This is a genomic window from Castellaniella sp. FW104-7C03, from assembly GCF_040276085.1.
GTDB lineage: Bacteria > Pseudomonadota > Gammaproteobacteria > Burkholderiales > Burkholderiaceae_B > Castellaniella.
Map to the genome: position 1 here is coordinate 37,758 of NZ_JBELOK010000010.1, position 22,382 is coordinate 60,139.

A 22,382-nucleotide genomic window follows, 5' to 3' on the forward strand; every position below is an offset into this window, starting at 1 on the left:
GGTTTTTTGATTTCACTCTTCTTGCAAGCAACAGGACACACCATGAGTACACCACCGAGCACTGATCGCGACCTCTGGATCAGCTGGGAGCAATACCACGCGTTGATCGAACAGCTGGCTTTGCAGGTGCATGAGTCTGGCTGGGCCTTCGACAAAATCCTGTGTCTGGCCCGAGGGGGTGTCCGCGTGGGTGATGTGCTCTCGCGTATTTTTGATTTGCCTTTGGGCATTTTGGCTACCAGCAGCTACCGCGAAGCGGCGGGTACGGTGCAAGGCCAGCTGGATATTGCCCAGTTCATTACCATTACGCGTGGCACCCTGGATGGCAAGGTGTTGCTGGTTGATGATATGGTAGACACCGGGCTTACCTTTACCCGGGTGCGCGACCATCTCCTGCATCAGTTTCCGGGCATCACCGAGCTTCGCACGGCGGTATTGTGGCAAAAGGGCCATGCCCAGGTGCAACCCGATTATTTTATCGAGCAGCTGCCCACCAACCCGTGGATCCATCAACCCTTCGAAGACTATGACAGCCTGCGGCCACACCAGCTTGAGTCCTGGATTCGCAAGGGCGTGCGCACGGCGTATCCAAATCCGTAATAACAACCACAGGCATGGATTCATCCATGGATCCATGCTAGAATCTTCTGCTGTCCAGTTACCAAGCTAATTTGGGCTGGTTTTTATAATTTTCACCGTGGGCGCACCGGCAGCAAGCAGGCCGACACCCATGATTTTGTACAGGCCATCCAAGGATTTACATGCCGATTGTTCGCCTTAAAGAAAACGAGCCCTTCGAGGCTGCCCTGCGGCGCTTTAAGCGCACCATCGAAAAAACCGGTTTGCTCACCGAGCTTCGCTCACGCGAGTTCTACGAGAAGCCCACCGCAGAGCGTAAGCGCAAGCTGGCTGCTGCCGTCAAGCGTCACTACAAGCGCATCCGCAGCCAACAACTGCCGCCGCGACTCTATTGATTGATTCCTGAATCCTTCATCCAGGAACTACTCGCGCGCGTCGATATCGTCGATGTTGTAGGCCGATATGTTCAGCTGCGCAAAGGGGGCGCAAACCTGCTGGGTTTGTGCCCTTTTCACACAGAAAAAACACCCTCGTTTACCGTCAGCCCCAGCAAGCAGTTCTATCACTGTTTCGGCTGCGGTGCGCATGGCAGTGCATTGCACTTCCTGACAGAACATACGGGGGCTCCCTTTCCGGAAGCCGTGCGCACGCTGGCAGCCAGTGTCGGGCTCACCGTGCCGGAAGAGCCCCGTACGCCCAGGCAGCGCGCGGCCGAGCGCGAGCGGCGCGAAGAAGGCTCCCGTCAGCGCGACATCCTGCAACAGGCTCAGGCACATTACCGGGCGGCGCTCAAGCAGGCGCCACAGGCAGTTGCGTACTTAAAAAAGCGCGGCTTAAGCGGGGAAATCGCTGCGCGCTACGGGCTGGGCTGGGCAGCGGCTGATCGCCGCGGTTTGGCGGCGGTCTTCGAGCACTACGAAGAGCCGGCACTGATCGAGTCCGGTCTGGTGATCGAGGCGGAGGATGGGCGCCGGCACGACCGTTTTCGTGGCCGGATCATGTTTCCGATTTATAACGGGCGTGGTCAGCTGCTTGGGTTTGGTGGCCGTCTCATTGAGGCGGGCGAGCCCAAATATCTGAATTCACCCGAGACCGCGCTGTTTTCCAAGGGTAACGAGCTCTATGGTTTGCATGAGGCGCGGGCGGGCATTCGTGCTGAAGGCTGCGTGCTGGTGGTTGAGGGCTACATGGATGTGGTGGCGCTGGCCCAGTTTGGTCTGGGCAATGCGGTGGCCACTCTGGGTACCTCCACGACCAGTGCGCATTTGCAGAAACTGTGTCGGGCCAGCGACCGGATCATCTTCAGCTTTGATGGTGACAATGCGGGCCGCAAGGCCGCGTGGCGTGCATTGCAGGCGTGCTTGCCTTGGGTGGCAGAAGACGTGTCGATGCGGTTTCTGTTTTTGCCTGAAGGGCAAGATCCAGATTCCTACATTCGTGCGTATGGTGCCGCCGCTTTGCGGGCGTGCCTGGACGAAGCCTCGCCCTTGTCGCGGTTCATGCTTGATGAGCTTGCCAGCCGCCATTCGCTCAACGAGGTGGAGGGCAGGGCGGCGTGTGTGCACGAGGCCAGGCCGCTGTTTGCCCAGATTCCATCCGGCGGATTCCGGCTCCAGCTGGAGCGTGAGTTTGCACAATTGGTGCGTCTGACGCCTGACGAATTGGCCGAGATGCTGGAAGCAGGAGGCTCGGCGCCACAGACGGGAGAACTCAAGCCTGTGTCGATACGCAAGCCTGAAAACCTTCCGTCAGGTACCAGAGGCGAGCCGGCCTGGGGCCAGCATGATGCAACCGCAGCGCAAGCGGGAGAGGCAGGGTGGGAGCCCAATGTGGGATGGGAACGTGTGCAGGATCCTGAATCCTTCCCGGGGATGAATGGATCTGCCCAGAGCCAAGGTACGCCACGGGTGCCTGGCAAGCGGCACCGAACCCGGCGTACAACGGCACGTACCGTGACGCCGATGGCGCGGCGCCTGTTGCAGTTGTTGTTGGCGCACCCCGAGCTTGTTGAGGGCCTGGGCGATCAGCAGCTTGAATTATTGGCACATCATCCCCATCTCTTGTTGGTACGGGATCTGATCGCGTTGGCCAGTACCAGTGGTGCACGGCATGCGGGGGCCCTGCTTGAGGCAGCGGATCCCGAATCCGATCTGGCCAGCGCGATACAGGATCTGAGTACCGAGCTAATGGCGCAAGAATTACCTGATCCTCGGGCCGAGTGGCGGGATGCCCTGCATCAGATTGAACTGCAATCTGTACAGGAGCAGTGCGATCGTCTCATCGAGACGGGCCTGACGGACAAAACCCAGCGCCAGCGCTACCAAGACCTCAGCCGGCGGTTGGCACGGCTGAAGTCGCGAACAGGATGAATCTTCCTGTTAACTGCAGTAAACTACATGGTTTTCAATAAGTTGAACGCCTTCATAACACTGTCAACCGAACTGACAACGGAAAGAGCACATGACCCAAGCAACTGGCAAAACCCCTGCAGCCGCCAAAAAGGCAGCTGCCAAAAAAACCAAGGCGCAGAGCACCGAGCTCGACTCCGTGGTCAAGGCGGCCAGTGCGACGGTAGCGGCCGAGCCTGCAGCGGCAAAAAAGGCTGCTAAAGCCCCCGCAAAAGCCAAGGCGGCTGCCAAGACCCCTGTGGCCACAAAAACCGCTCCTAAAAAAACCGCTAAAAAGGCAGGCGAGGCTCGTGTGGCCAAGGTGCCCAGCGGGCGTAAGCCTGGCCGCCCAGCCAAGGGCGGCAACAACGACAATGCGGATTACGTCAACGACGATGCGGATGATGGTGAAGTCATTCCCGATCTGAAACCGCTGCCCAAGCGGGGCAAGCGTGCCAAGGGCGAAAAAGAAAGCCCCTCGCGCAGCCAGATGACACCCGAAGAACAAGAAGCACGCCGCAATCGCCTGAAAATCCTGATCAAACTGGGCAAAGAGCGCGGCTATCTTACCTATGGCGAGATCAACGATCATCTGCCAGACGATCTGGTCGATGCTGAAGCAATCGACGGTATCATCAGCACGTTCAACGACATGGGGATCAAGGTCTACGACCAGGCACCGGATGCCGAAACCCTGCTGATGAGCGATAACGTGCCGTCGGCGTCCAGCGACGACGATGTCGAGGACGAGGCTGAGGCCGCGTTGACCACTGTCGATTCCGATTTTGGCCGCACCACCGACCCCGTTCGCATGTACATGCGCGAAATGGGCACCGTCGAGCTCCTCACCCGCGAAGGCGAGATCGAAATCGCCAAGCGCATCGAGGATGGTCTCAAGCACATGGTGATGGCGATTGCCGCATGCCCCACCACCGTCAACGAGATCCTTGAACATATCCGCAAGGTGCGTGATGGCTCGGCGCAGATCGACGAAGTGGTCGATGGCCTGATTGACGAAGAAGGCGAAGACTACGCAGGCTCCGGCGTCACCTCCGACGATGATGACGGTCCCGCCGGCGGGATGAGCAGCAAGCAGCTTGAGTATCTGCGGGCCAAGGCGCTCAAGAAATTTGACGTCATCGAATCCTGGTTCGACAAAATGCGTCTGGCCTTCGAAAACGAAGGCTACCGTTCACCGGCTTACGTCGAAGCCCGCGAGGCCATTCACACCGAGCTCTCAGGCGTGCGCTTTACCGCCAAGATGGTCGAGCGCCTGGCGGATGCCCTGCGCTCGCAAGTAGCCGAGGTTCGCCGCCAAGAGCGTGCAGCCATGGCCATCTGTGTCACCCGTGCCGGCATGCCACGCACCCATTTCATCAAGGCGTTTCCTGGCAATGAAACCAACCTTGATTGGGTCGTCCAGGAAGTGCAGGGTGGGTATGCGTATTCCGAAACCCTCGAGCGCCATGCGCCCGCGGTTCAGGAGGTTCAGCAAAAGCTGATCGAACTGCAGCGCAGTGTTGTGCTGCCTCTCAAAGACCTCAAAGATGTCAACAAGCGCATGGCCACTGGCGAAGCCAAGGCCCGCAAGGCCAAGCGCGAAATGACCGAAGCCAACCTGCGGTTGGTCATTTCCATCGCCAAAAAGTACACCAATCGGGGCCTGCAGTTCCTGGATCTCATCCAGGAGGGCAATATTGGTCTCATGAAGGCGGTCGACAAGTTCGAGTATCGGCGCGGATACAAGTTTTCCACGTATGCCACTTGGTGGATTCGGCAGGCAATCACCCGTTCAATCGCCGATCAGGCGCGCACCATCCGGATTCCGGTGCACATGATCGAGACGATCAACAAGATGAACCGCATCAATCGTCAGATCCTGCAGGAAACCGGCGCCGAGCCTGATCCCGCAACCCTGGCACAAAAGATGGACATGCCCGAGGACAAGGTTCGCAAGATCCTGAAAATCGCCAAAGAACCCATCTCGATGGAAACCCCGATTGGGGATGATGATGACTCCCATCTGGGCGATTTCATCGAAGATACCGGTACGGTGTCGCCCTCCGATTTCGCCCTGCATGGCTCCATGCGGGATGTGGTCAAAGAGGTGCTTGATTCCCTGACACCCCGCGAAGCCAAGGTGCTGCGCATGCGTTTCGGTATCGAGATGAGCACCGACCAGACCCTCGAAGAGGTAGGCAAGCAGTTTGATGTCACCCGCGAGCGCATTCGCCAAATAGAGGCCAAGGCTTTGCGCAAGCTGCGCCATCCCAGCCGGGCAGATAAGCTCAAGAGCTTCCTCGAAGGTCAGTAAGCTTTTCTGGCAGTATCACACGCCCCCGTACATCACCATGTTCGGGGGCGTTGTTATTGCAAGATGTTCAGGCGGAAATTGCGGGGGGATACTCCGGCTGTTTTGCGGAAAAATCGCGTGAAATGCGCGGGCTCTGAGAAGCCCAGTGTGTCGGCAATCTCGCTAATGCTGAGTGTGGTGTACACCAGGCTGCGGCTGGCTTCCAGCGCCAGTCGGGCGTGAATCATTTGCAAGGGGGTTTTGTCGGCGTGCGCCCGGGTAAGCAGTGTCAGATGGGTGGTACTTAAACCCAGCTGCCGGGCGTACCAGGCCACCATATGGTGCTGGCAATGCGCCTGCTCAAGCAGATTTACAAACCGCACATAGTGCTGCAGGCCGCGCTGTGTTTGTCGTTGCAGTGTGCCTTCGGCCGGAGAGCTCCGCAGTCGGGTATATAGCAGCGTCAGCCAGGCCTGTATCCGGGCATCCCTGAAAGGCTGATGGGCGCCGTACTGCAAATGCAGCTGGGTGCATGCCTCTTGCAGGCTGCGGTCATGATCCTGCGGGCTGAAGCGATGAATGACCGGTTCTGATGGCGGTGTTGCTGTGGGCCCCAGTTGCTGCACCAGGCGTGTCAAAAGCGCATGTGTGATGGTGATGACATGGCCGGTACAACAAGCCTCAAACTCAAAGCCGTGCACAAAGGCCTGGGGGATTTCCAGCGCCGCAGGCCCCTGAAGCACATGCCGCACGCCGTCCAGGCTGACCGCGGCACGCCCTTTGTGCAGATACAAAATCTGGTAAAGGCCCGCATGGTGATGGGGCCGGATATGCCAATCGTGCAAGCGGCTGCGCGAAGCAATAGTTTCGCAGTGCAGCATTTCTGCCAGTGGCCAGCTGTCCTGTTCCCCGTATAGCTGGAAAAGAGGGGCGCCCTGAAAATAGTTCATATTGGTAATTTTATGCTTGAAAAGTTCATTCCAAAACAGTGTGCAACTTGTCAAGATGGAATCCTCACAGATCAAGCGCAACCTTCACGATAAGGTTGCAGATAAACGGAGACGCATCATGAAGACACAGGTTGCCATTATTGGGGCAGGGCCATCAGGCCTGTTGTTGGGGCAATTGCTGCATCGTTGCGGCATTGATAACGTCATACTCGAGCGACACACGCCCGAATACGTCTTGAGCCGGGTTCGGGCTGGGGTGCTGGAGTATGGTTTTGTCGAGCTGATGCGCGAGGCGGGAGTGTCCGAGCATATGGATCGCCACGGCCTGGACCATGAGGGCTTTACGCTGGCTTTTCAGGATGGACGCCATCGCGTGGACATGAAGGCGCTCACCGGCAAGTCGGTATTGGTGTATGGCCAGACAGAAGTTACGCATGATCTGATGACGGCGCGTCAGAAAAACGGCGCTCCTATCTACTACGAAGCGACCGACGTGCAACTGCATGATTTTCTTGATGGCAAGCCCAGGGTGACATTTCAGCACCAGGGTGCGCAGCACACGCTTGAGTGTGACTATATCGCTGGTTGTGACGGGTTTCATGGGGTGGCTCGCAAGTCGGTACCGGCCGATCGCATCCACTCGTTTGAGCGGGTCTACCCGTTTGGTTGGTTGGGTTTGCTGACGGACACACCGCCGGTTGAAGAAGAGCTCATCTACGTTCATAATCCGCGTGGCTTTGCCTTGTGCAGCATGCGCTCACGTACGCGCAGCCGCTATTACCTGCAGTGCAGCCTGGCCGAGCACGTCGAAGAGTGGTCGGACGACCGCTTCTGGACGGAACTGTCGGCACGCCTGCCGGCGGATCTGGCTGCCAAGTTGCAGACAGGGCCTTCGTTTGAAAAAAGCATTGCGCCCTTGCGCAGTTTTGTGGCCGAGCCCATGCGCTTTGGGCAGCTGTTTCTGGTGGGGGATGCCGCACATATTGTGCCGCCCACCGGCGCCAAAGGGCTGAATCTGGCGTCAAGTGACGTCTATACCCTGTACCACGGTTTGCGGGGCGCCTGTCTTGAGGGCCACCCCGAGCGTCTGGATCGTTACTCGGAGATCTGTTTGCGGCGCATCTGGAAAGCCGAGCGGTTTTCCTGGTGGATGACGTCCCTGTTGCATGTATTTGACAGCGATCCCTTCAGTCAGCGTATCCAGCGGGCCGAACAGGATTACTACACCAGTACTCAGGCAGGGCTGACCACCATTGCCGAAAACTATGTTGGTTTACCTTACGAGCCCGTGGTCTGATCCTGCCTCAGGAGATTTTCGCGCGATAATGGCAGGCATGGATACTCCTTTGATTACCGTGCAGGTCAGCCAGAAGCGTGTCGTGGCCCAGGATATTGTGTGTCTCGACCTCCGTGCGCTGGATGGCCAGGATCTTCCGCCTTTTTCGCCAGGTGCCCATGTCGATGTGCATGTGCCTGGCGGGCTGATTCGGCAATACTCTTTGCTGAGTGACAGTACCGTTTGCACGGATTACCAGATTGCGGTCTTGCGTGAGGTTCAGTCGCGGGGCGGTTCGCAGGCTATCCACGATCTTGTCCAGGCAGGCGACCTGCTGCAAATCAGTGCACCCAGAAATCATTTCAGCCTGGTCCCGGCGGCCCGTACGCTCTTGTTTGCCGGAGGCATTGGCATCACGCCATTGTTGTGTATGGCGCGCCAGCTGCATGCTACCAAGGTGCCCTTTCAGCTGCACTACAGCAGCCGTAGCCAGGTGCGCGCCGCCTTCCTCGACCAACTGCAGCAGTTTCCTGCGGATGCGGTGGCACTGTATTTTGATGACGATCCCGCCAAGACACTGGATATTCGCGGTGTATTGTCTGCCCAGCCCCTGGCTGACACCCATGTATTTGTGTGTGGGCCTGCCGGCTATATCGATTATGTATGTGGGCAGGTGCGGCAGGCCGGCTTGCCGGATGCCCAGGTGCACGTCGAGCGTTTTGCGCTGGGCGAAGCCGATCGCCCTGTCATTACCGATCAGGATGTTGCATTTGAAGTGCAACTGGCCAGTACGGGGGAGATCTTCCAGATCCCCGCCGACGAATCGATCACCTCTGCGCTCGACCGTCAGGGGGTTTTTATCCCGGTATCCTGCGAGGAGGGTATCTGCGGCACTTGCCTGACAGGGATCACCGAGGGTGTGCCGGATCACCGGGACACCTACCTGACAGATGAAGAACATGCAGCCAATGACCAGTTCACTCCCTGTTGCTCACGAGCGCGTACGCCGCGGCTGATTCTAGACCTCTAGCAAGGTGCGATAGCCAATTGCTATAGCTGATAGATCTACCTGCCGGTTTACTTCATTTGGCGCTTGCACCGATAATCGGAGCATGATGACAGACGCACGTACGATTGCCGGTAATCCGGTGTTTCCCATTGGGCTGGGATGCATGGGCCTCAGCCACGGTTATGGCCCGGCTGCAGTGCACGATCAGGCAGAAGCCTTGCTGCTCGCGGCGCTTGAGCAAGGTGTCACCCTGTTTGACACCGCAGCCTTGTATGGTTTCGGTGCCAATGAAACGCTACTGGGCCAGGTGCTTGCACCCCATCGCAAGCAGTTCTTTCTGGCCAGCAAATGCGGGATTTTTCGTGAAAACGGCATGCGCCGTATCGATGGCCGGCCTGAGACCCTGCGTAAAACCTGCGAAGACTCCCTGCAGCGCTTGCGCACCGATGTCATCGATCTCTACTACCTGCATCGCTGGGATAAATCGGTTCCTATCGAAGACAGCGTCGGCGCATTGGCCGATCTCGTCCAGGCGGGCAAGATCCGGTATCTGGGGCTGTCCGAAGTATCCGCTGAAACCTTGCGCCGGGCCCATGCCGTGCATCCGATTGCTACCGTTCAAAGCGAGTACTCGCTCTGGACGCGTAATGTCGAAATTGCTGTGCTGCAGGCTTGCCGCGATATTGGTGCCGCTCTGGTGGCATTCAGCCCGCTGGGTCGAGGGTTCCTGGCCGGTGGGGTGCCCTCACCAGACGCGTTGCCCGAGACCGATATGCGACGCCGCCACCCCCGGTTTCAGCCGGATGCGTTTTCACGTAATCAGGTGTTGTTGCGCTGGCTTCAAGACCACGCCCGGACGCTGCAATGCACGTCTGGCCAGTTGGCGCTTGCCTGGCTGCTGCACCAGGGCCCCGACATTATCCCGATTCCCGGCACCTGCAATGTCCGGCACCTGCAAGAAAATCTGGCTGCGGCGCAGGTGGCCATCAGCCCGGCACTTGATCAGGTGATCTCTGCCTTCTTTCAGCCGAGTCAAATTGCCGGAGAGCGCTACGCGCCGGCATCACAGCTGGAAATAGACACGGAACAGTTTTAGTCCGGCCCTGTGCCGTCCTGCCGATATGCGGATGGGATGCGGGCCTGGCAACGTCAAGGAGGACATATGCAACAGATGCGCTTGGGCATGATTGGTTATGGTGAAGTCGGCGGTATTTTTTGTACCGGGCTGGTGCCGCAACTGCAAGCGGTATGCGCCTGGGATCTCAAATTGGCCACGGTGGCCAGTGCTGCGCCGCTAAAGGCCAAGGCGGCTGAAAACGGGATTATCCTGAGTGGCTCGATGGCTGATCTTTGTGCGGCAAGCGATCTGCTGATCTCCGCCGTGACGGCCTCCAATACGGTGGCGGTTGCCCAGGAAGCAGCGGCACACTTGCAGGCGGGTACCGTCTTTCTTGATCTGAACTCGGCATCTCCCGGTGCCAAGCGCCAGGCTGCTGCACTCATCGAAGCTGCAGGTGGGCATTACGTAGAGGCAGGCGTCATGACGTCCGTGCCGCCTTACGGCATCCGCGTGCCGATGTTGCTGGGAGGCGCGTATGCAGAGACGCTGGCCGGGCAACTCACTGCCATGGGCATGGATGCCAAAGTGGTTTCACCAGAGCTCGGTGTGGCCTCAGCCATCAAGATGTGCCGCAGCGTGATGATCAAAGGCCTGGAGGCGCTGGTGATTGAAAGCTACACCACCGCGCGTGCGTATGGAGTCGAGGATTACGTGCTGCCAACGCTGCAGGAAACCTTTCCGTCGATCGACTGGACGGAGCAGGGCCGATATTTTTTCAGCCGTGTTGTGCAGCACGGGCGTCGTCGCGCCGAAGAGATGCGCGAGGTGGCCAATACCGTTCATGAAGCGGGCTTCGAGCCCTGGATGGCTGCTGCAACAGCCGAAAAGCAAGACTGGGTGGCAGGGCAGGCTGCTGAAGGCGTGTTTCAGTCTTTGCCGGCCAAAGCCGGCTGGCAAGCCTATGCCGATTGTCTGATTGCCTCTTCCAAAAACTCGTCCTGACGCCTGCCGGTGATGTCTTTGCGTGATGTGTCAGCTTTGAATCATGGCGGGCGGGTAAACGGTTTGTATGGTTTTGTGAATAAGGTCCAGCACAGCCTGCTGCGTCAGGGTTGTGATCCGGCCGGATGCCGTGGCCAGGTATAGCTGGCTGTACAGGCTGGGCTCGGCAATTGGCCGGATGTGATATCGGTCGGGTTGCGCGGATGTCGTCACAGCGTGCTCGCTAAGAACCGCATAGCCGGCGCCGTCTGCCACCAGATCCAGAATCGCCGCCACCCCGTCAATTTCCAGGCGGATATTAGGACGCTGGCCGATTTGCGTCAGTTGCGACTCAAGCAGCATGCGTATGGTATGTGGCCGGTTGGGAATCACCAGAGGAATGCCGGCCAATGTGTTCAAAGAGATGGGTGCCTCCGAGGGGTGGGGCCCTTTGGGGCTCACAAGATATAAACGCTCGCTGGTCAGGGGGCGGAGATCGAGCTCGGCCGACACCGTTGGGTTGTATAGCAGGGCGATATCCAGGCGGCCGGCCAGCAGGGATTCCTGCATCATCAGCGAAAGCCCCTCGCTGATGGACAGCGTTGCATTGGGCAGCTGCTTGCGAAACTGTCGCGTCAGCGGCACGGTAAGCATTTTGGATGCACTGGGTGCGATGCCCAGTGCCACCCGGCCTGCCAGAGCGCCTTGTACACGGCCCATGTCTTCTTTGGCACGTTCTACCTGATGCAAAATGCCGCGGCAATGTGCCAGCAAAAGCTTGCCGGCCTCGGTGGTGGTCACCCCACGCCCATTGCGGTTGAGCAGATTCTGGCGGAGCTCAACCTCCAGCAGCCGAACCTGCCGGCTCAGGGCTGGCTGGGCAATGTCCAGTGCATGAGAGGCTTGCGTAAAACTGCCAAGTTCGGCGACCCGGGTGAAATACTCCAGTTGTTTCAGATCCATCTTAGGGTTTACCCCTATAATCCGTTATATCAACCGTACGATTATATCAATTTGATATAGCAGGTAGTGGGCGGGTGGACTTAATCTCTGAAGAAGATCCGCCCATAATAGGTTCACGTTGACATGATTGGTGAAGTAATGCAAAAGCCTGTCCCAACTCTTTTCATGCGTGGTGGTACATCCCGTGGCCCGTTCTTTCTAGAGCACGACTTGCCGCAAGATACCGCAACACGCGATCGTGTGCTGCTGGCGGTGATGGGCTCGCCCGATCGCCGGCAGATCGATGGCCTGGGCGGTGCGCATCCGCTGACCAGCAAGGTTGGGATTGTTCGTGCTGGCACCACACCGGGTGTCGACCTCGAATTCCTGTTTGCTCAACTTCAGCCCGACCGTGACACCGTGGATACCACGGCCAATTGCGGCAATATGCTGGCCGCTGTGGTGCCGTTTGCCCTCGAGCGCGGCCTGATTCAGGCACAGGGTGACGAAACCACGGTTCGCGTCCTGACGCGCAATACCGGCATGCAGTGCGACATCACAGTATTGACACCCGATACGTCTGATGGGCGCCAGGTGTGCTACGAAGGCCAGGCCCGTATCGACGGTGTACCAGGCACATCTGCGCCGATCACCATCAACTTTCTGGATACGGCGGGTTCGGTGTGTGATGGCCTGTTGCCCACTGGTAATGTATGCGATCACGTGCGGATAACACCACCGGTGGGGGCCGATTTTCCACCGTTCGAGCTTGATGTCACTTGTATCGATAACGGTATGCCTCTGGTGCTGTTCAAAGCGGCCGATCTGGGTTGCACTGGCCGGGAAACACCGGCCGAGCTCAATGCAGATACGGCACTCAAGGCCCGTATCGAGGCCTTGCGCCTGAAAACGGCGGCCATGATGGGCCTGGGTGATGTCACGGATCGCAACTATCCAAAAATGACGCTGGTTTCCGCACCGCAGGCGGGTGGGGCCATCAACACGCGTTGCTTTATTCCGTATGTCTGTCACGAGGCCATTGGCGTATTGGCGGCGGTCACCGTGGGTACGGCCTGTGTGCTGGATGGCGCCGTGCCGCATGCCCTGGCACAACTGCCGACAGGGCGGCGCAAGGCGGTTTCCATCGAACACCCCAGTGGCGAATTCACGGTCGAGCTCGAGCTGGATGCACAAGACCCCCAGAAGATCGTCCGGGCGGCGCTTTTGCGCACGGCTCGCCTGATCATGCGGGGTGAAGTCATGATTCCGGCAGGTGCCTGGCCCGCGGGCGGCAATGCCGCCTGACTTGTTTTTAAAAGGATATTGTCATGAGTCGAAAACCCCTGATCATTGATTGCCACGGGCACTACACCACGGCGCCTCAGGCACTGGCGGATTGGCGTGAACGCCAGATCGCTGGCATTCAGGATCCGGCCCTTGCACCCAAAGTGTCCGATCTCCAGATTTCGGATGATGCGCTTAAAGAAAGCATCGAGTCCAACCAGCTGCGTCTCATGAAAGAACGGGGCTCGGACCTGACCATTTTTTCGCCACGTGCCAGCTTCATGGCCCACCACATTGGTGATTTTCAAGTCTCCAGCACGTGGTCGGCCATCTGCAACGAACTCTGCCATCGGGTCTCAACCCTGTTCCCTGAGCACTTCGCCATGGCCGCGATGCTGCCGCAGTCACCAGGAGTGGATCCCGCCACATGCATCCCCGAGCTTGAGCGTTGCGTGAAGGAGTACGGGGCAGTCGGGATCAATCTCAATCCCGATCCCTCTGGTGGTCACTGGACGTCACCGCCGCTGTCCGACCGCTCCTGGTATCCCATCTACGAGAAGATGGTCGAATACGACATCCCGGCGATGATTCATGTGTCCACCAGCTGCAATGCGTGTTTTCATACCACGGGTGCGCATTACCTCAATGCCGATACCACGGCATTCATGCAGTGCCTCACCTCGGATCTTTTCCGTGATTTCCCCACGCTGCGTTTTGTGGTGCCCCATGGGGGTGGTGCAGTGCCGTATCACTGGGGCCGCTTCCGCGGGCTGGCCCAGGCACTTAAAAAGCCCTTGCTCGATGAGCATCTGCTGAACAACATCTATTTTGATACCTGCGTCTATCACCAGCCGGGCATCGACCTCCTTACCCGTGTGATTCCGGTCAAGAACGTGCTGTTTGCCTCAGAGATGATCGGTGCAGTCAGGGGGATCGACCCCGAAACCGGGCATTATTTTGATGACACCAAGCGCTACATCGAATCCGCCACCACCTTGTCGGAGGCTGATCGCTTTCAGATCTACGAGGGCAACGTCCGGCGAGTCTATCCACGCCTGGATACGGCCCTGAAAGCCCGCGGCTTGTAAGTTTTTTGGAGATTACTGACCATGAACACCCCCCTGAACCAGCTTGGTATTGTGCATCGCTCGATCAACCGGGCCGATCCTGCTGTCGTAGAAGCGTTGTCCCACTTTGGTGTGGCGACGGTTCATGAGGCCATGGGGCGCGTGGGCCTGATGAAGCCATACATGCGGCCAATCTGGCGGGGGGCACGCATGTGCGGCACTGCCGTCACCGTGCTGCTACAGCCGGGCGACAACTGGATGCTGCATGTGGCCGCCGAGCAGATCAAGCCGGGTGATGTCGTGGTGGCGGCGTGCATCACCGACAACACCGACGGCTACTTCGGCGATCTCCTGGCTACCTCTTACCAGGCGCGTGGTGCGCGGGGGCTCATCATCGATGGTGGCGTGCGAGATGTCGACACCCTGGAATCGATGAACTTCCCGGTCTTTAGCCGGGCCATCAGTGCCAAGGGTACGGTCAAGGGCACACTGGGATCGGTCAATATCCCGGTGGTGTGTGCCGGAGCCCAGGTGATGCCGGGTGATGTCGTGGTGGCGGATACCGATGGTGTCGTGGTGGTGCCTTCTGCTGTGGCAGCGCAGGTGGCCGCCAAGGCCCAGGCCCGCGAAGACAACGAAACCGCAAAACGGGAGATCTTTGCATCCGGCGTGCTGGGGCTGGACTACTACAAAATGCGTGAAGGCCTGGAAAAAGCCGGCCTTACCTATATCGACTAAGGATCTCTTATGAGTCTGGCAGAATCTTTCGTCAAGACACCTGGCTGGCTGGATTATTACGCTGGCCCCAGCAAACCGCGGTTTCAATTGCCCGCAGGGGCGGTGGATGCGCATTGCCATGTGTTTGGGCCAGGGGATGTGTTTCCCTATGCGCAGCAGCGCAAATACACCCCATGCGACGCCCCCAAAGAGGCCTTGTTTGCCCTGCGCGACCACCTGGGCTTTGAGAAAAACGTGATTGTGCAGGCCACCTGCCACGGTACGGATAATCGTGCCTTGCTTGATGCGCTGGAGGCCTCGGGAGGCCGGGCTCGCGGTGTCGCCACAGTCGGTCAGGATGTGACCGATGCCGAATTGCAGGCCATGCACGAAGCTGGTGTGCGTGGCACACGTTTCAATTTTGTGCGGCGCCTGGCTGATTTCACTCCACCTGAGGTACTGGCTGAGCTTGCTGCGCGTATTGCGCCATTGGGCTGGCACGTGGTGGTGTACTTCGAGGCCAAGGATCTTCCCGAGCTCTACGACTTCTTCACCCGCTTGCCCACTACTGTGGTGGTGGATCATATGGGTCGCCCTGATGTCACCCAGCCGGTAGATGGGCCCGAGTTTCAGCGCTTTGTGCGCTTGCTGGCAGAGCATCCGAATATCTGGACGAAAGTCAGTTGTCCCGAGCGCCTGAGTCAGTCGGGGCCTCCTGCACTGAATGGCGAACAATACGCCTACCGCGACGTGGTGCCCTTTGCCCGTCAATTGGTTCAGTCGTTTCCGGATCGTGTGTTGTGGGGCACCGATTGGCCCCACCCCAACCTGAAATCCCATATGCCTGACGATGGTCTGCTGGTGGATTACATCCCGCAGATTGCGCCAACAGCCGAGCTGCAGCGTAAGCTGCTGGTCGATAATCCCAACCGCTTGTACTGGAGGTAAGCCATGTCCCTGAACAAGCCCTATACCGATATCCCGGGTACCACGATCTTTGATGCCGATCAGTCCCGCAAGGGGTATCACCTCAATCAATTCTGCATGTCGCTCATGAAGGCGGCCAATCGCGAGCGCTTCCTGGCTGACGAAAGAGCCTATGTCGACGAATGGCCGATGTCCGAAGAGCAAAAGCAGGCTGTGCTGGCCCGGGATCTGAACCGTTGCCTGTCATTGGGTGGCAATATTTATTTTCTGGCCAAACTGGGTGCCACGGATGGTCGTTCGTTTCAGTACATGGCAGCCAGCATGACAGGTATGACTCAAGAAGAATACGCTGCCATGATGCTGTCCGGTGGCCGGTCTGTCGAGGGTAACCGCAAAATCGGAGAAAACAAGCCATGAGCCAAACCCATGCACGCATTACAGCGAGCGTTTATTCCTCGCACGTGCCGGCCATTGGCGCCGCACTCGATCTGGGCAAATCAGGCAACGAGTATTGGGCGCCCTTGTTCAAGGGCTACGATCCTTCGCGTCAATGGATGAAAGAAAACCGGCCGGATGTTATTTTTCTGGTTTACAACGACCACGCCACTGCATTTGATCTCAATTTCATTCCTACCTTTGCCATTGGCTGCGCCGCCGAGTTTCAACCGGCCGACGAAGGCTGGGGGGCTCGCCCTGTGCCCAAAGTTGTCGGTCACCCCGAGCTTGCCTCGCATATTGCACAATCGGTCATCCAGCAGGATTTCGACCTCACCATCGTCAATAAAATGGATGTGGATCACGGCCTCACCGTGCCCTTGTCGTTGATGTGTGGGCAGCCCGATGCCTGGCCGTGCCCGGTCATTCCGTTTGCAGTCAATGTGGTGCAATACCCCGTGCCGTCCGGGCAGCGTTGTTTTCAGTTGGGGCAGGCGATCCGTCGTGCTATCGAAAGCTACGATCAGCCCCTTAATGTGCAGATCTGGGGCACGGGCGGCATGAGCCACCAATTGCAGGGCCCCAGGGCCGGCCTGATCAATAGCGAGTTTGACAATGCGTTTCTTGATCAGCTGATCAGCGATCCGGCCGTGCAGGCCCGGGTGCCGCATATTGATTATGTGCGTGAAGCAGGGTCGGAAGGCATCGAGCTGGTGATGTGGCTGATTGCACGCGGTGCCATGGCTGATGTGGCTGGTGGCCCGGCGCCACGTCTGGTGCATCGTTTCTATCATGTGCCTGCGTCCAATACGGCGGTTGGGCACCTGATTCTGGAGGAACAGTAATGTCGCAGAAAACACTCAGGGTGGCACTGGCAGGCGCTGGTGCGTTCGGGATCAAGCATCTGGACGGCATTGCCCGCATCGATGACGTGGATGTGGTGGCGCTGGTCAGCCGCGATCTCGATAAGACGCGTGCGGTTGCGCAAAAATACGGCATCGAGCAGGCCACCACCGAGCTCGATGAGGTGTTGTCCCGCAAGGATATTGATGCCGTTATTTTGTGTACCCCTACCCAGATGCATGCTGCGCAGGCAATGGCGTGCCTGCAGGCGGGCAAGCATGTACAGGTTGAGATCCCGATGGCTGATTCGCTGGCAGATGCCGAAGCATTGGTGGCAACGGCGGCCAAAATGGGCAAGGTAGCCATGTGTGGCCATACGCGACGGTTTAATCCCAGCCACCAATATGTGCATCAGCGGGTGCAGCAGGGGCAATTCAACATCCAGCAAATGGATGTACAAACGTATTTCTTTCGCCGTACCAACATGAATGCACTGGGTCAGCCTCGCAGCTGGACAGATCATCTGTTGTGGCACCATGCCGCTCATACGGTCGACTTGTTTGCTTATCAATGCAATAGCCCTATTGTTCAGGCGCATGCGATGCAGGGGCCTGTCCATCCGCAGTTGGGTATTGCCATGGATATGTCGGTACAGCTGAAGGCTGCCAGTGGCGCCCTTTGCACGCTGTCGCTCAGTTTCAACAACGATGGCCCGTTGGGTACGTTTTTTCGTTATATCGGGGATACCGCAACATATATTGCCCGCTACGATGATCTCATTACCGGGCGCGACGAAACCATCGATGTCAGTCGGGTGGCGGTATCCATGAATGGCATCGAATTACAAGACCGTGAATTTTTTGCGGCGATCCGTGAAGGGCGTGAACCCAATGCCAGCGTAGCGCAGGTGCTGCCATGCTATCGCGTCCTGCATCAGCTCGAGCAACAATTGCGGGCCTGATGTGCCATACCCTTCTAAAAACCTTTCAGGAGAGAGACATGAAATCAGCATTTAAAGCCGGGGCCCTGGTTTTGGGTACAGCCCTGGCATTCAGCAATCCGGCACAAGCCGCTGACGACCTCAAAATTGGCGTTGTGCTCTCGGTGTCCGGCCCATTTGCCGATTATGGCAAACAGATTCGCGAAGGCATTGATCTGTATATGGCCGAGCACGGAGATACGGTTGCAGGCCGCAAGGTCAAGGTTTTGATCCGGGACGATACCGGTATTGCGCCGCAAATTGCCAAACGGCAGGCGCAAGAGCTGCTGATCAAGGAAAAAGTGGATATCTTGGCGGGGTTTGATCTGACGCCTAACGCTTTTTCCGCTGCGCCGCTGGCCACCGAAGCCAAGGTGCCGATGGTTGTGATGAATGCGGCAACATCCTCTGTCACCGAAAAATCGCCGTATATTGTTCGCGTGTCGATGACTCTGCCGCAAGGGGCCTGGGCGATGGCCAAGTGGGCGCACGATAACAAGTTCAAGACTGCCTACACCCTGGTGGCCGATTACGGCCCAGGCCATGATGCCGAAGAGTACTTCAAGAAGACCTTCACCAGCCTGGGTGGCAAGGTGGTTGGCAGCGTGCGTACGCCGGTGATGACCACCGACTACTCGCCGTTTCTGCAACGCATCAAGGATGAAAAACCCGATGCCGCCTTCTTCTTTGTGCCGCCAGGCAGCTCGATGGTGGCGCTCATGAAAGGTTACCGCGAGTTGGGCCTGGACAAGCTGGGTATCCAGCAGATGGGCCCGGGCGACATGACCGACGAGGCTTCTTTGGCTGCGCTGGGGGATGTGGCCCTTGGCATGGTCACTGCGTTCCATTACTCCGAGGCACATGATTCAGCCGTCAACAAGGCATTTACAGCCGCCTATGCCAAAGCCTATCCCAAGGATCGCCCCAACTTCATGTCGGTGGGTGGTTACGACGGCATGCACCTCATTTATCAGGCACTTGAGAAAACTAAAGGCGATGCCAGCGGTGATGCCTTTATTGCGGCCGTCAAGGGCATGAAATGGGAAAGCCCGCGGGGTCCGGTACAGATCGATCCGGACACACGTGACATTATTCAAAATGAGTACATCCGCAAGCTCGAGCGCGTGGATGGCACCCTGCAGAACGTCGAATTCGCCACGTTTGAAGCGGTGAAGGATCCGGGCAAGCAATAAGCCTCTTTAGCCAGCGGGCAGCCTGTGGGGCTGCCCGTCTCACCCTTCGGGATGAATCATGACTATTCTCTTTGATGGCATTGCCTCGGGCATGCTGCTGTTTTTAATCAGTGTGGGCTTGTCCGTCACCCTGGGCCTGATGAATTTCGTCAATCTGGCCCATGGCGCGTTTGCCATGCTGGGCGGCTATGTCTGCGTCATTTTGCTCAACAACTATGGTGTGCCGTTTTTGGCCACCTTGCCGGCGGCCATTCTGGTGCCCGCAGTTGTGGGCGCCATTCTCGAGCGTACGCTTTATCGCCGCCTGTATGCCTCGTCTGATCTCGATCAGGTTCTGTTTTCTCTGGGGCTGGTGTTTATGGCGGTGGCTGCGGCCCATTATGCATTTGGCGCGCAGCAGCAGCCTCTGCATTTGCCCGATTACCTGTTGGGCCAGATTCATTTGCCGGGCATGGATATCGGTGTTTATCGTCTGTTTTTGGTGGTGGTCGGATTGCTGGTTGCGGTTCTGTTGCAGTGGTCGATTATCAAAACATCTTTTGGCGCGCGCTTGCGGGCTTCCGTTGATAACCAGCGGGTAGCTCGTGGCATGGGTATCGACGTCAATCGGGTGTTCAGCCTTACCTTTGCGCTGGGTTCTGCGCTGGCCGGCCTGGGCGGTGCGTTGGGCGTGCAGATGCTGGGCCTGGATCCTGAGTTTCCAGTTAAATATCTTGTTTATTTCCTGATTGTGGTGTCCGTGGGCGGTAGCGGAAACATTCTTGGTTCTTTGTATGCCGCCATCCTGCTTGGTGTGGCCGATGTCGTGGGCAAGTATTACATCCCGCAAATTGGTGCCTTCATTATTTACGCGGTGATGGTGGCCAGCCTGATTTATCGTCCCCATGGCCTGTTTGGTCATGCTCACAAATAAGAGGCCCGACAGATCATGACGTCTGCTACTCGTACCGCAGAGCCCCGGCGCACGGGCCTGGCACAAGATCCATTGGCCAGGTTTCGTGCCGGCACGCGATGGAAACCCCTCGAATATATATTCTGGTGTCTCCCGATACTGGCGTATTTCGCCTTTCCCGGCAATTACCTGCTGCTCACCCAGATTGCCATTACTGGCTTGTTTGCCGTATCGCTCGATCTCATCTTTGGGTACGCCGGCATTATTTCGCTGGGCCATGCAGCCTTTTTTGGGGTGGGTGCCTATACCGTGGGCCTGCTGGGTTCGCATGGTTGGGGCGATCCCCTTTTAGGCCTCGTGCTGGGGGCTGCCTTTGCCGGCATTATTGGTTTTTTCAGCAGTTTTTTGTTGTTGCGTGGCAATGATTTGTCCCGCCTGATGGTTACCCTGGGCGTGGCGCTCATGATCTACGAGCTTGCCAATAAGCTCACCAATATCACCGGCGGAGTCGATGGTATGCCGGGAATCGAAATCAAACCGATTTTAGGGCTGTTCGATTTCGACCTTTACGGTAAAACAGGTTACATCTACTCGGTCGTGGTGCTGTTCCTGTTGTTTTGGGTGGCACGTCGTCTGGTGCATTCTCCGTTTGGCCAAAGCCTGCGGGGTATTCGCCAAAACGCGTTGCGCATGCCCGCGTTGGGTGTGCCGGTTAATCGGCGCCTGGTGAAGATCTACACCATCGGTGCAGCCTATGCCGGCGTTGCTGGTGCCTTGCTGGCGCAAACCAATCAGTTTGTCTCCCTTGATGTACTTGGCTTTCAGCGCTCGGCCGACTTGCTGCTGATCTTGATCCTGGGTGGGGCCGGTCATTTGTATGGCGGCCTGATTGGCGCGATTGCCTACGTCCTGCTTCATTATTTCCTGTCGGATATGAACCCCGAATACTGGCTGTTCTGGCTTGGCCTAATTCTGGTGCTGATCGTACTCTTTGCCCGTGGAGGCATCCTGGGTACTGCCAAAGCCTGGGTCAGATCTTCCCATCAGCGGGCCCAGTCACGCAATCCTGCGGAGATGTCCCAATGACTGCCGCGCTGCAAACACAGGATTTAGTCCGGAAGTTTGGCGGGTTTGTGGTGACTGACCACGTCAATCTGACGGTTGAGTCCGGCGCCCGTCATGCCTTGATTGGCCCCAATGGGGCAGGCAAGACCACCCTGATCAATTTGCTGACAGGCTATCTGGAGCCCACTTCTGGCCGGGTTTCACTAATGGGGGCTGATGTGACCCAGATGGCGCAGCACGAGCGTTGCCGTCAGGGGCTGGTGCGCACGTTCCAGATCAACCAGTTGTTTCCCGAGATGACGGTACTGGAGTCCGTTGTGTTGGCTGTCAGCGAGCGCCACGGTTTGGGTACGCGTTGGTGGAACCCACTGGCCAGGCAGGCCGAGGTTGTTGACGAGGCCGCCAGCATTCTTGATCGCCTGAAGCTCTTGCCTGATGCATACGAAGAAACCCGCAGTCTCGCTTACGGACGCCAACGTCTGATCGAAATCGCACTGGCCCTGGCAATGCAGCCCAAAGTACTGTTGCTTGACGAGCCGGCTGCCGGTGTGCCCACCAGCGAGAGTCAGGAGCTCTTTGAAACCATTGCCCAGTTGCCGCGGGATGTCACGATTCTCCTGATCGAGCACGACATGAATCTGGTTTTCCAGTTTGCTGACCGTATCTCTGTGTTGGTGTCTGGTGCCTTGCTGGTCGAAGACACGCCCGACGTGATCGCCCGGCATCCGCGCGTCAAAGAGGTGTACCTGGGAGAATCCCATGACTGAACTGTTGCGCCTGGAGAACGTATGGGCGGGATACGGGGATGCTGTCATCCTCGAAGATATCTCGTTTGCACTAGAGCAAAACGACAGCCTTGCGTTGCTGGGACGCAATGGCATGGGCAAGACAACCCTGCTGGCCACTCTGATGGGGGCAACCCGGCTGCGCCAGGGGAAAATCTTCTATCAGGGCAAGGATATTGCGCAGGTTTCCAGCCATCGCCGGGCCAGGGCCGGGTTAGGCTGGGTGCCGCAAGAGCGGGACATTTTCAAATCGCTCACCGTCGAAGAAAATCTCACCGTGGTGGCCCAGCCAGGGCAATGGACGCTCAAACGGGTCTACGAGCTGTTTCCTCGTCTGGAAGAGCGGCGGGCCAATCTGGGTAATCAACTCTCGGGGGGTGAGCAACAGATGCTGGCAATGGGACGCGCCTTGATGCTTAATCCCAGGTTGTTGCTGCTGGATGAGCCGCTTGAGGGCCTGGCACCACTGATTGCCCAAGAGCTTTTACACATTATCGATCGCATGGTGCATGAGGGCGGCATGGCTGTGATTCTGGTCGAGCAGCATGCCCGTCAGATTTTGCCCATCATGCGCCGGGCATTGGTGCTTGAACGTGGCCGGATCGTGTATGCCGGTGACTGTGCCGAGTTGCTGCAAGATCGCGAGCGCCTGGATGGCTGGCTGGGGGCCGCTTCAGCACACTCCTCCAGCGATACTGTTGCGCCTGTGCCCGAATCC

The 22,382-nt window shown here is 57.9% G+C and carries 21 protein-coding genes and 1 pseudogene; 20 read left to right on the plus strand and 2 right to left on the minus strand.

Annotation, left to right across the window (positions count from 1 at the left end; genetic code table 11):
- The first annotated feature begins 42 nt into the window (after positions 1-42).
- The 4 genes from ABS758_RS12355 (at position 43) to rpoD (ending at position 5,280) form a co-directional block, all read left to right on the plus strand.
- The gene (locus ABS758_RS12355; protein WP_350383245.1) at positions 43-600 is read left to right on the plus strand and encodes a phosphoribosyltransferase; all 558 of its coding nucleotides are present in this window, start codon (positions 43-45) and stop codon (positions 598-600) included.
- Between the two features lie 161 nt (positions 601-761).
- On the plus strand, positions 762-974 hold the full coding sequence (gene rpsU, locus ABS758_RS12360) for a 30S ribosomal protein S21 (protein WP_298015764.1): 213 nt from the start codon (positions 762-764) through the stop codon (positions 972-974).
- The gene (dnaG, locus tag ABS758_RS12365) at positions 975-2,948 is read left to right on the plus strand and encodes a DNA primase (protein ID WP_350383242.1); all 1,974 of its coding nucleotides are present in this window, start codon (positions 975-977) and stop codon (positions 2,946-2,948) included.
- A gap of 91 nt (positions 2,949-3,039) precedes the next feature.
- Positions 3,040-5,280, plus strand: coding sequence for an RNA polymerase sigma factor RpoD (gene rpoD, locus ABS758_RS12370; RefSeq protein WP_350383240.1), 2,241 nt, complete (start codon positions 3,040-3,042; stop codon positions 5,278-5,280).
- Between the two features lie 53 nt (positions 5,281-5,333).
- On the opposite strand, the gene ABS758_RS12375 is transcribed toward rpoD, so the two are convergent.
- Positions 5,334-6,209, minus strand: coding sequence for a helix-turn-helix domain-containing protein (locus tag ABS758_RS12375; RefSeq protein WP_350383237.1), 876 nt, complete (start codon positions 6,207-6,209; stop codon positions 5,334-5,336).
- Positions 6,210-6,327: 118 nt separating this feature from the next.
- On the opposite strand from ABS758_RS12375, the gene pobA reads away from it, so the two are divergent.
- The 4 genes from pobA (at position 6,328) to ABS758_RS12395 (ending at position 10,556) form a co-directional block, all read left to right on the plus strand.
- Complete coding sequence (pobA, locus tag ABS758_RS12380) at positions 6,328-7,506, plus strand: 4-hydroxybenzoate 3-monooxygenase (RefSeq protein ID WP_350383235.1); 1,179 nt, start codon at positions 6,328-6,330, stop codon at positions 7,504-7,506.
- Positions 7,507-7,543: 37 nt separating this feature from the next.
- Entirely contained in the window at positions 7,544-8,515 is a 972-nt protein-coding gene (locus tag ABS758_RS12385; protein WP_350383232.1) for a PDR/VanB family oxidoreductase, read from the plus strand.
- Between the two features lie 82 nt (positions 8,516-8,597).
- A complete protein-coding gene (locus ABS758_RS12390; RefSeq protein WP_417252462.1) occupies positions 8,598-9,590 on the plus strand; it encodes an aldo/keto reductase in 993 nt (330 codons plus the stop codon).
- 66 nt (positions 9,591-9,656) lie between these two features.
- On the plus strand, positions 9,657-10,556 hold the full coding sequence (locus tag ABS758_RS12395; protein ID WP_350383230.1) for an NAD(P)-dependent oxidoreductase: 900 nt from the start codon (positions 9,657-9,659) through the stop codon (positions 10,554-10,556).
- A gap of 30 nt (positions 10,557-10,586) precedes the next feature.
- Here ABS758_RS12395 and ABS758_RS12400 read toward each other — a convergent pair whose 3' ends face one another.
- The gene (locus ABS758_RS12400; protein ID WP_350383227.1) at positions 10,587-11,498 is read right to left on the minus strand and encodes a LysR family transcriptional regulator; all 912 of its coding nucleotides are present in this window, start codon (positions 11,496-11,498) and stop codon (positions 10,587-10,589) included.
- A 138-nt stretch (positions 11,499-11,636) separates the two neighbouring features.
- Here ABS758_RS12400 and ABS758_RS12405 point away from each other — a divergent pair, with 138 nt between their 5' ends.
- The 12 genes and pseudogenes from ABS758_RS12405 to ABS758_RS12460 form a co-directional block, all read left to right on the plus strand.
- Positions 11,637-12,782, plus strand: coding sequence for a 4-oxalomesaconate tautomerase (locus ABS758_RS12405; RefSeq protein ID WP_350383326.1), 1,146 nt, complete (start codon positions 11,637-11,639; stop codon positions 12,780-12,782).
- A gap of 38 nt (positions 12,783-12,820) precedes the next feature.
- Positions 12,821-13,849 (plus strand): amidohydrolase family protein, encoded by a 1,029-nt coding sequence (locus ABS758_RS12410; protein ID WP_350383325.1) that lies wholly within the window; start codon positions 12,821-12,823, stop codon positions 13,847-13,849.
- A gap of 21 nt (positions 13,850-13,870) precedes the next feature.
- The gene (gene ligK, locus ABS758_RS12415; protein ID WP_350383225.1) at positions 13,871-14,566 is read left to right on the plus strand and encodes a 4-carboxy-4-hydroxy-2-oxoadipate aldolase/oxaloacetate decarboxylase; all 696 of its coding nucleotides are present in this window, start codon (positions 13,871-13,873) and stop codon (positions 14,564-14,566) included.
- Between the two features lie 9 nt (positions 14,567-14,575).
- A complete protein-coding gene (locus ABS758_RS12420; protein ID WP_350383223.1) occupies positions 14,576-15,493 on the plus strand; it encodes an amidohydrolase family protein in 918 nt (305 codons plus the stop codon).
- 3 nt (positions 15,494-15,496) lie between these two features.
- Positions 15,497-15,889, plus strand: a complete 393-nt coding sequence (gene ligA / locus ABS758_RS12425) for a protocatechuate 4,5-dioxygenase subunit alpha (RefSeq protein WP_350383220.1) — start codon at positions 15,497-15,499, stop codon at positions 15,887-15,889.
- Positions 15,886-16,752, plus strand: a complete 867-nt coding sequence (locus ABS758_RS12430; protein ID WP_350383218.1) for a class III extradiol dioxygenase subunit beta — start codon at positions 15,886-15,888, stop codon at positions 16,750-16,752. Before ligA ends, ABS758_RS12430 begins: the two co-directional genes overlap by 4 nt.
- A complete protein-coding gene (locus tag ABS758_RS12435; RefSeq protein WP_350383217.1) occupies positions 16,752-17,711 on the plus strand; it encodes a Gfo/Idh/MocA family oxidoreductase in 960 nt (319 codons plus the stop codon). The genes ABS758_RS12430 and ABS758_RS12435 overlap by 1 nt, the downstream gene beginning before the upstream one ends.
- A gap of 38 nt (positions 17,712-17,749) precedes the next feature.
- Positions 17,750-18,922, plus strand: coding sequence for an ABC transporter substrate-binding protein (locus tag ABS758_RS12440; RefSeq protein WP_350383216.1), 1,173 nt, complete (start codon positions 17,750-17,752; stop codon positions 18,920-18,922).
- Positions 18,923-18,980: 58 nt separating this feature from the next.
- Entirely contained in the window at positions 18,981-19,835 is an 855-nt protein-coding gene (locus ABS758_RS12445; RefSeq protein WP_417277319.1) for a branched-chain amino acid ABC transporter permease, read from the plus strand.
- Between the two features lie 15 nt (positions 19,836-19,850).
- On the plus strand, positions 19,851-20,900 hold the full coding sequence (locus ABS758_RS12450; protein ID WP_350383214.1) for a branched-chain amino acid ABC transporter permease: 1,050 nt from the start codon (positions 19,851-19,853) through the stop codon (positions 20,898-20,900).
- Complete coding sequence (locus ABS758_RS12455; RefSeq protein ID WP_350383212.1) at positions 20,897-21,646, plus strand: ABC transporter ATP-binding protein; 750 nt, start codon at positions 20,897-20,899, stop codon at positions 21,644-21,646. The genes ABS758_RS12450 and ABS758_RS12455 overlap by 4 nt, the downstream gene beginning before the upstream one ends.
- Positions 21,639-22,337: pseudogene (locus ABS758_RS12460) on the plus strand (ABC transporter ATP-binding protein); the annotation flags it as partial. The gene ABS758_RS12455 and the pseudogene ABS758_RS12460, both read left to right, overlap by 8 nt.
- Between the last annotated feature and the right edge of the window lie 45 nt (positions 22,338-22,382).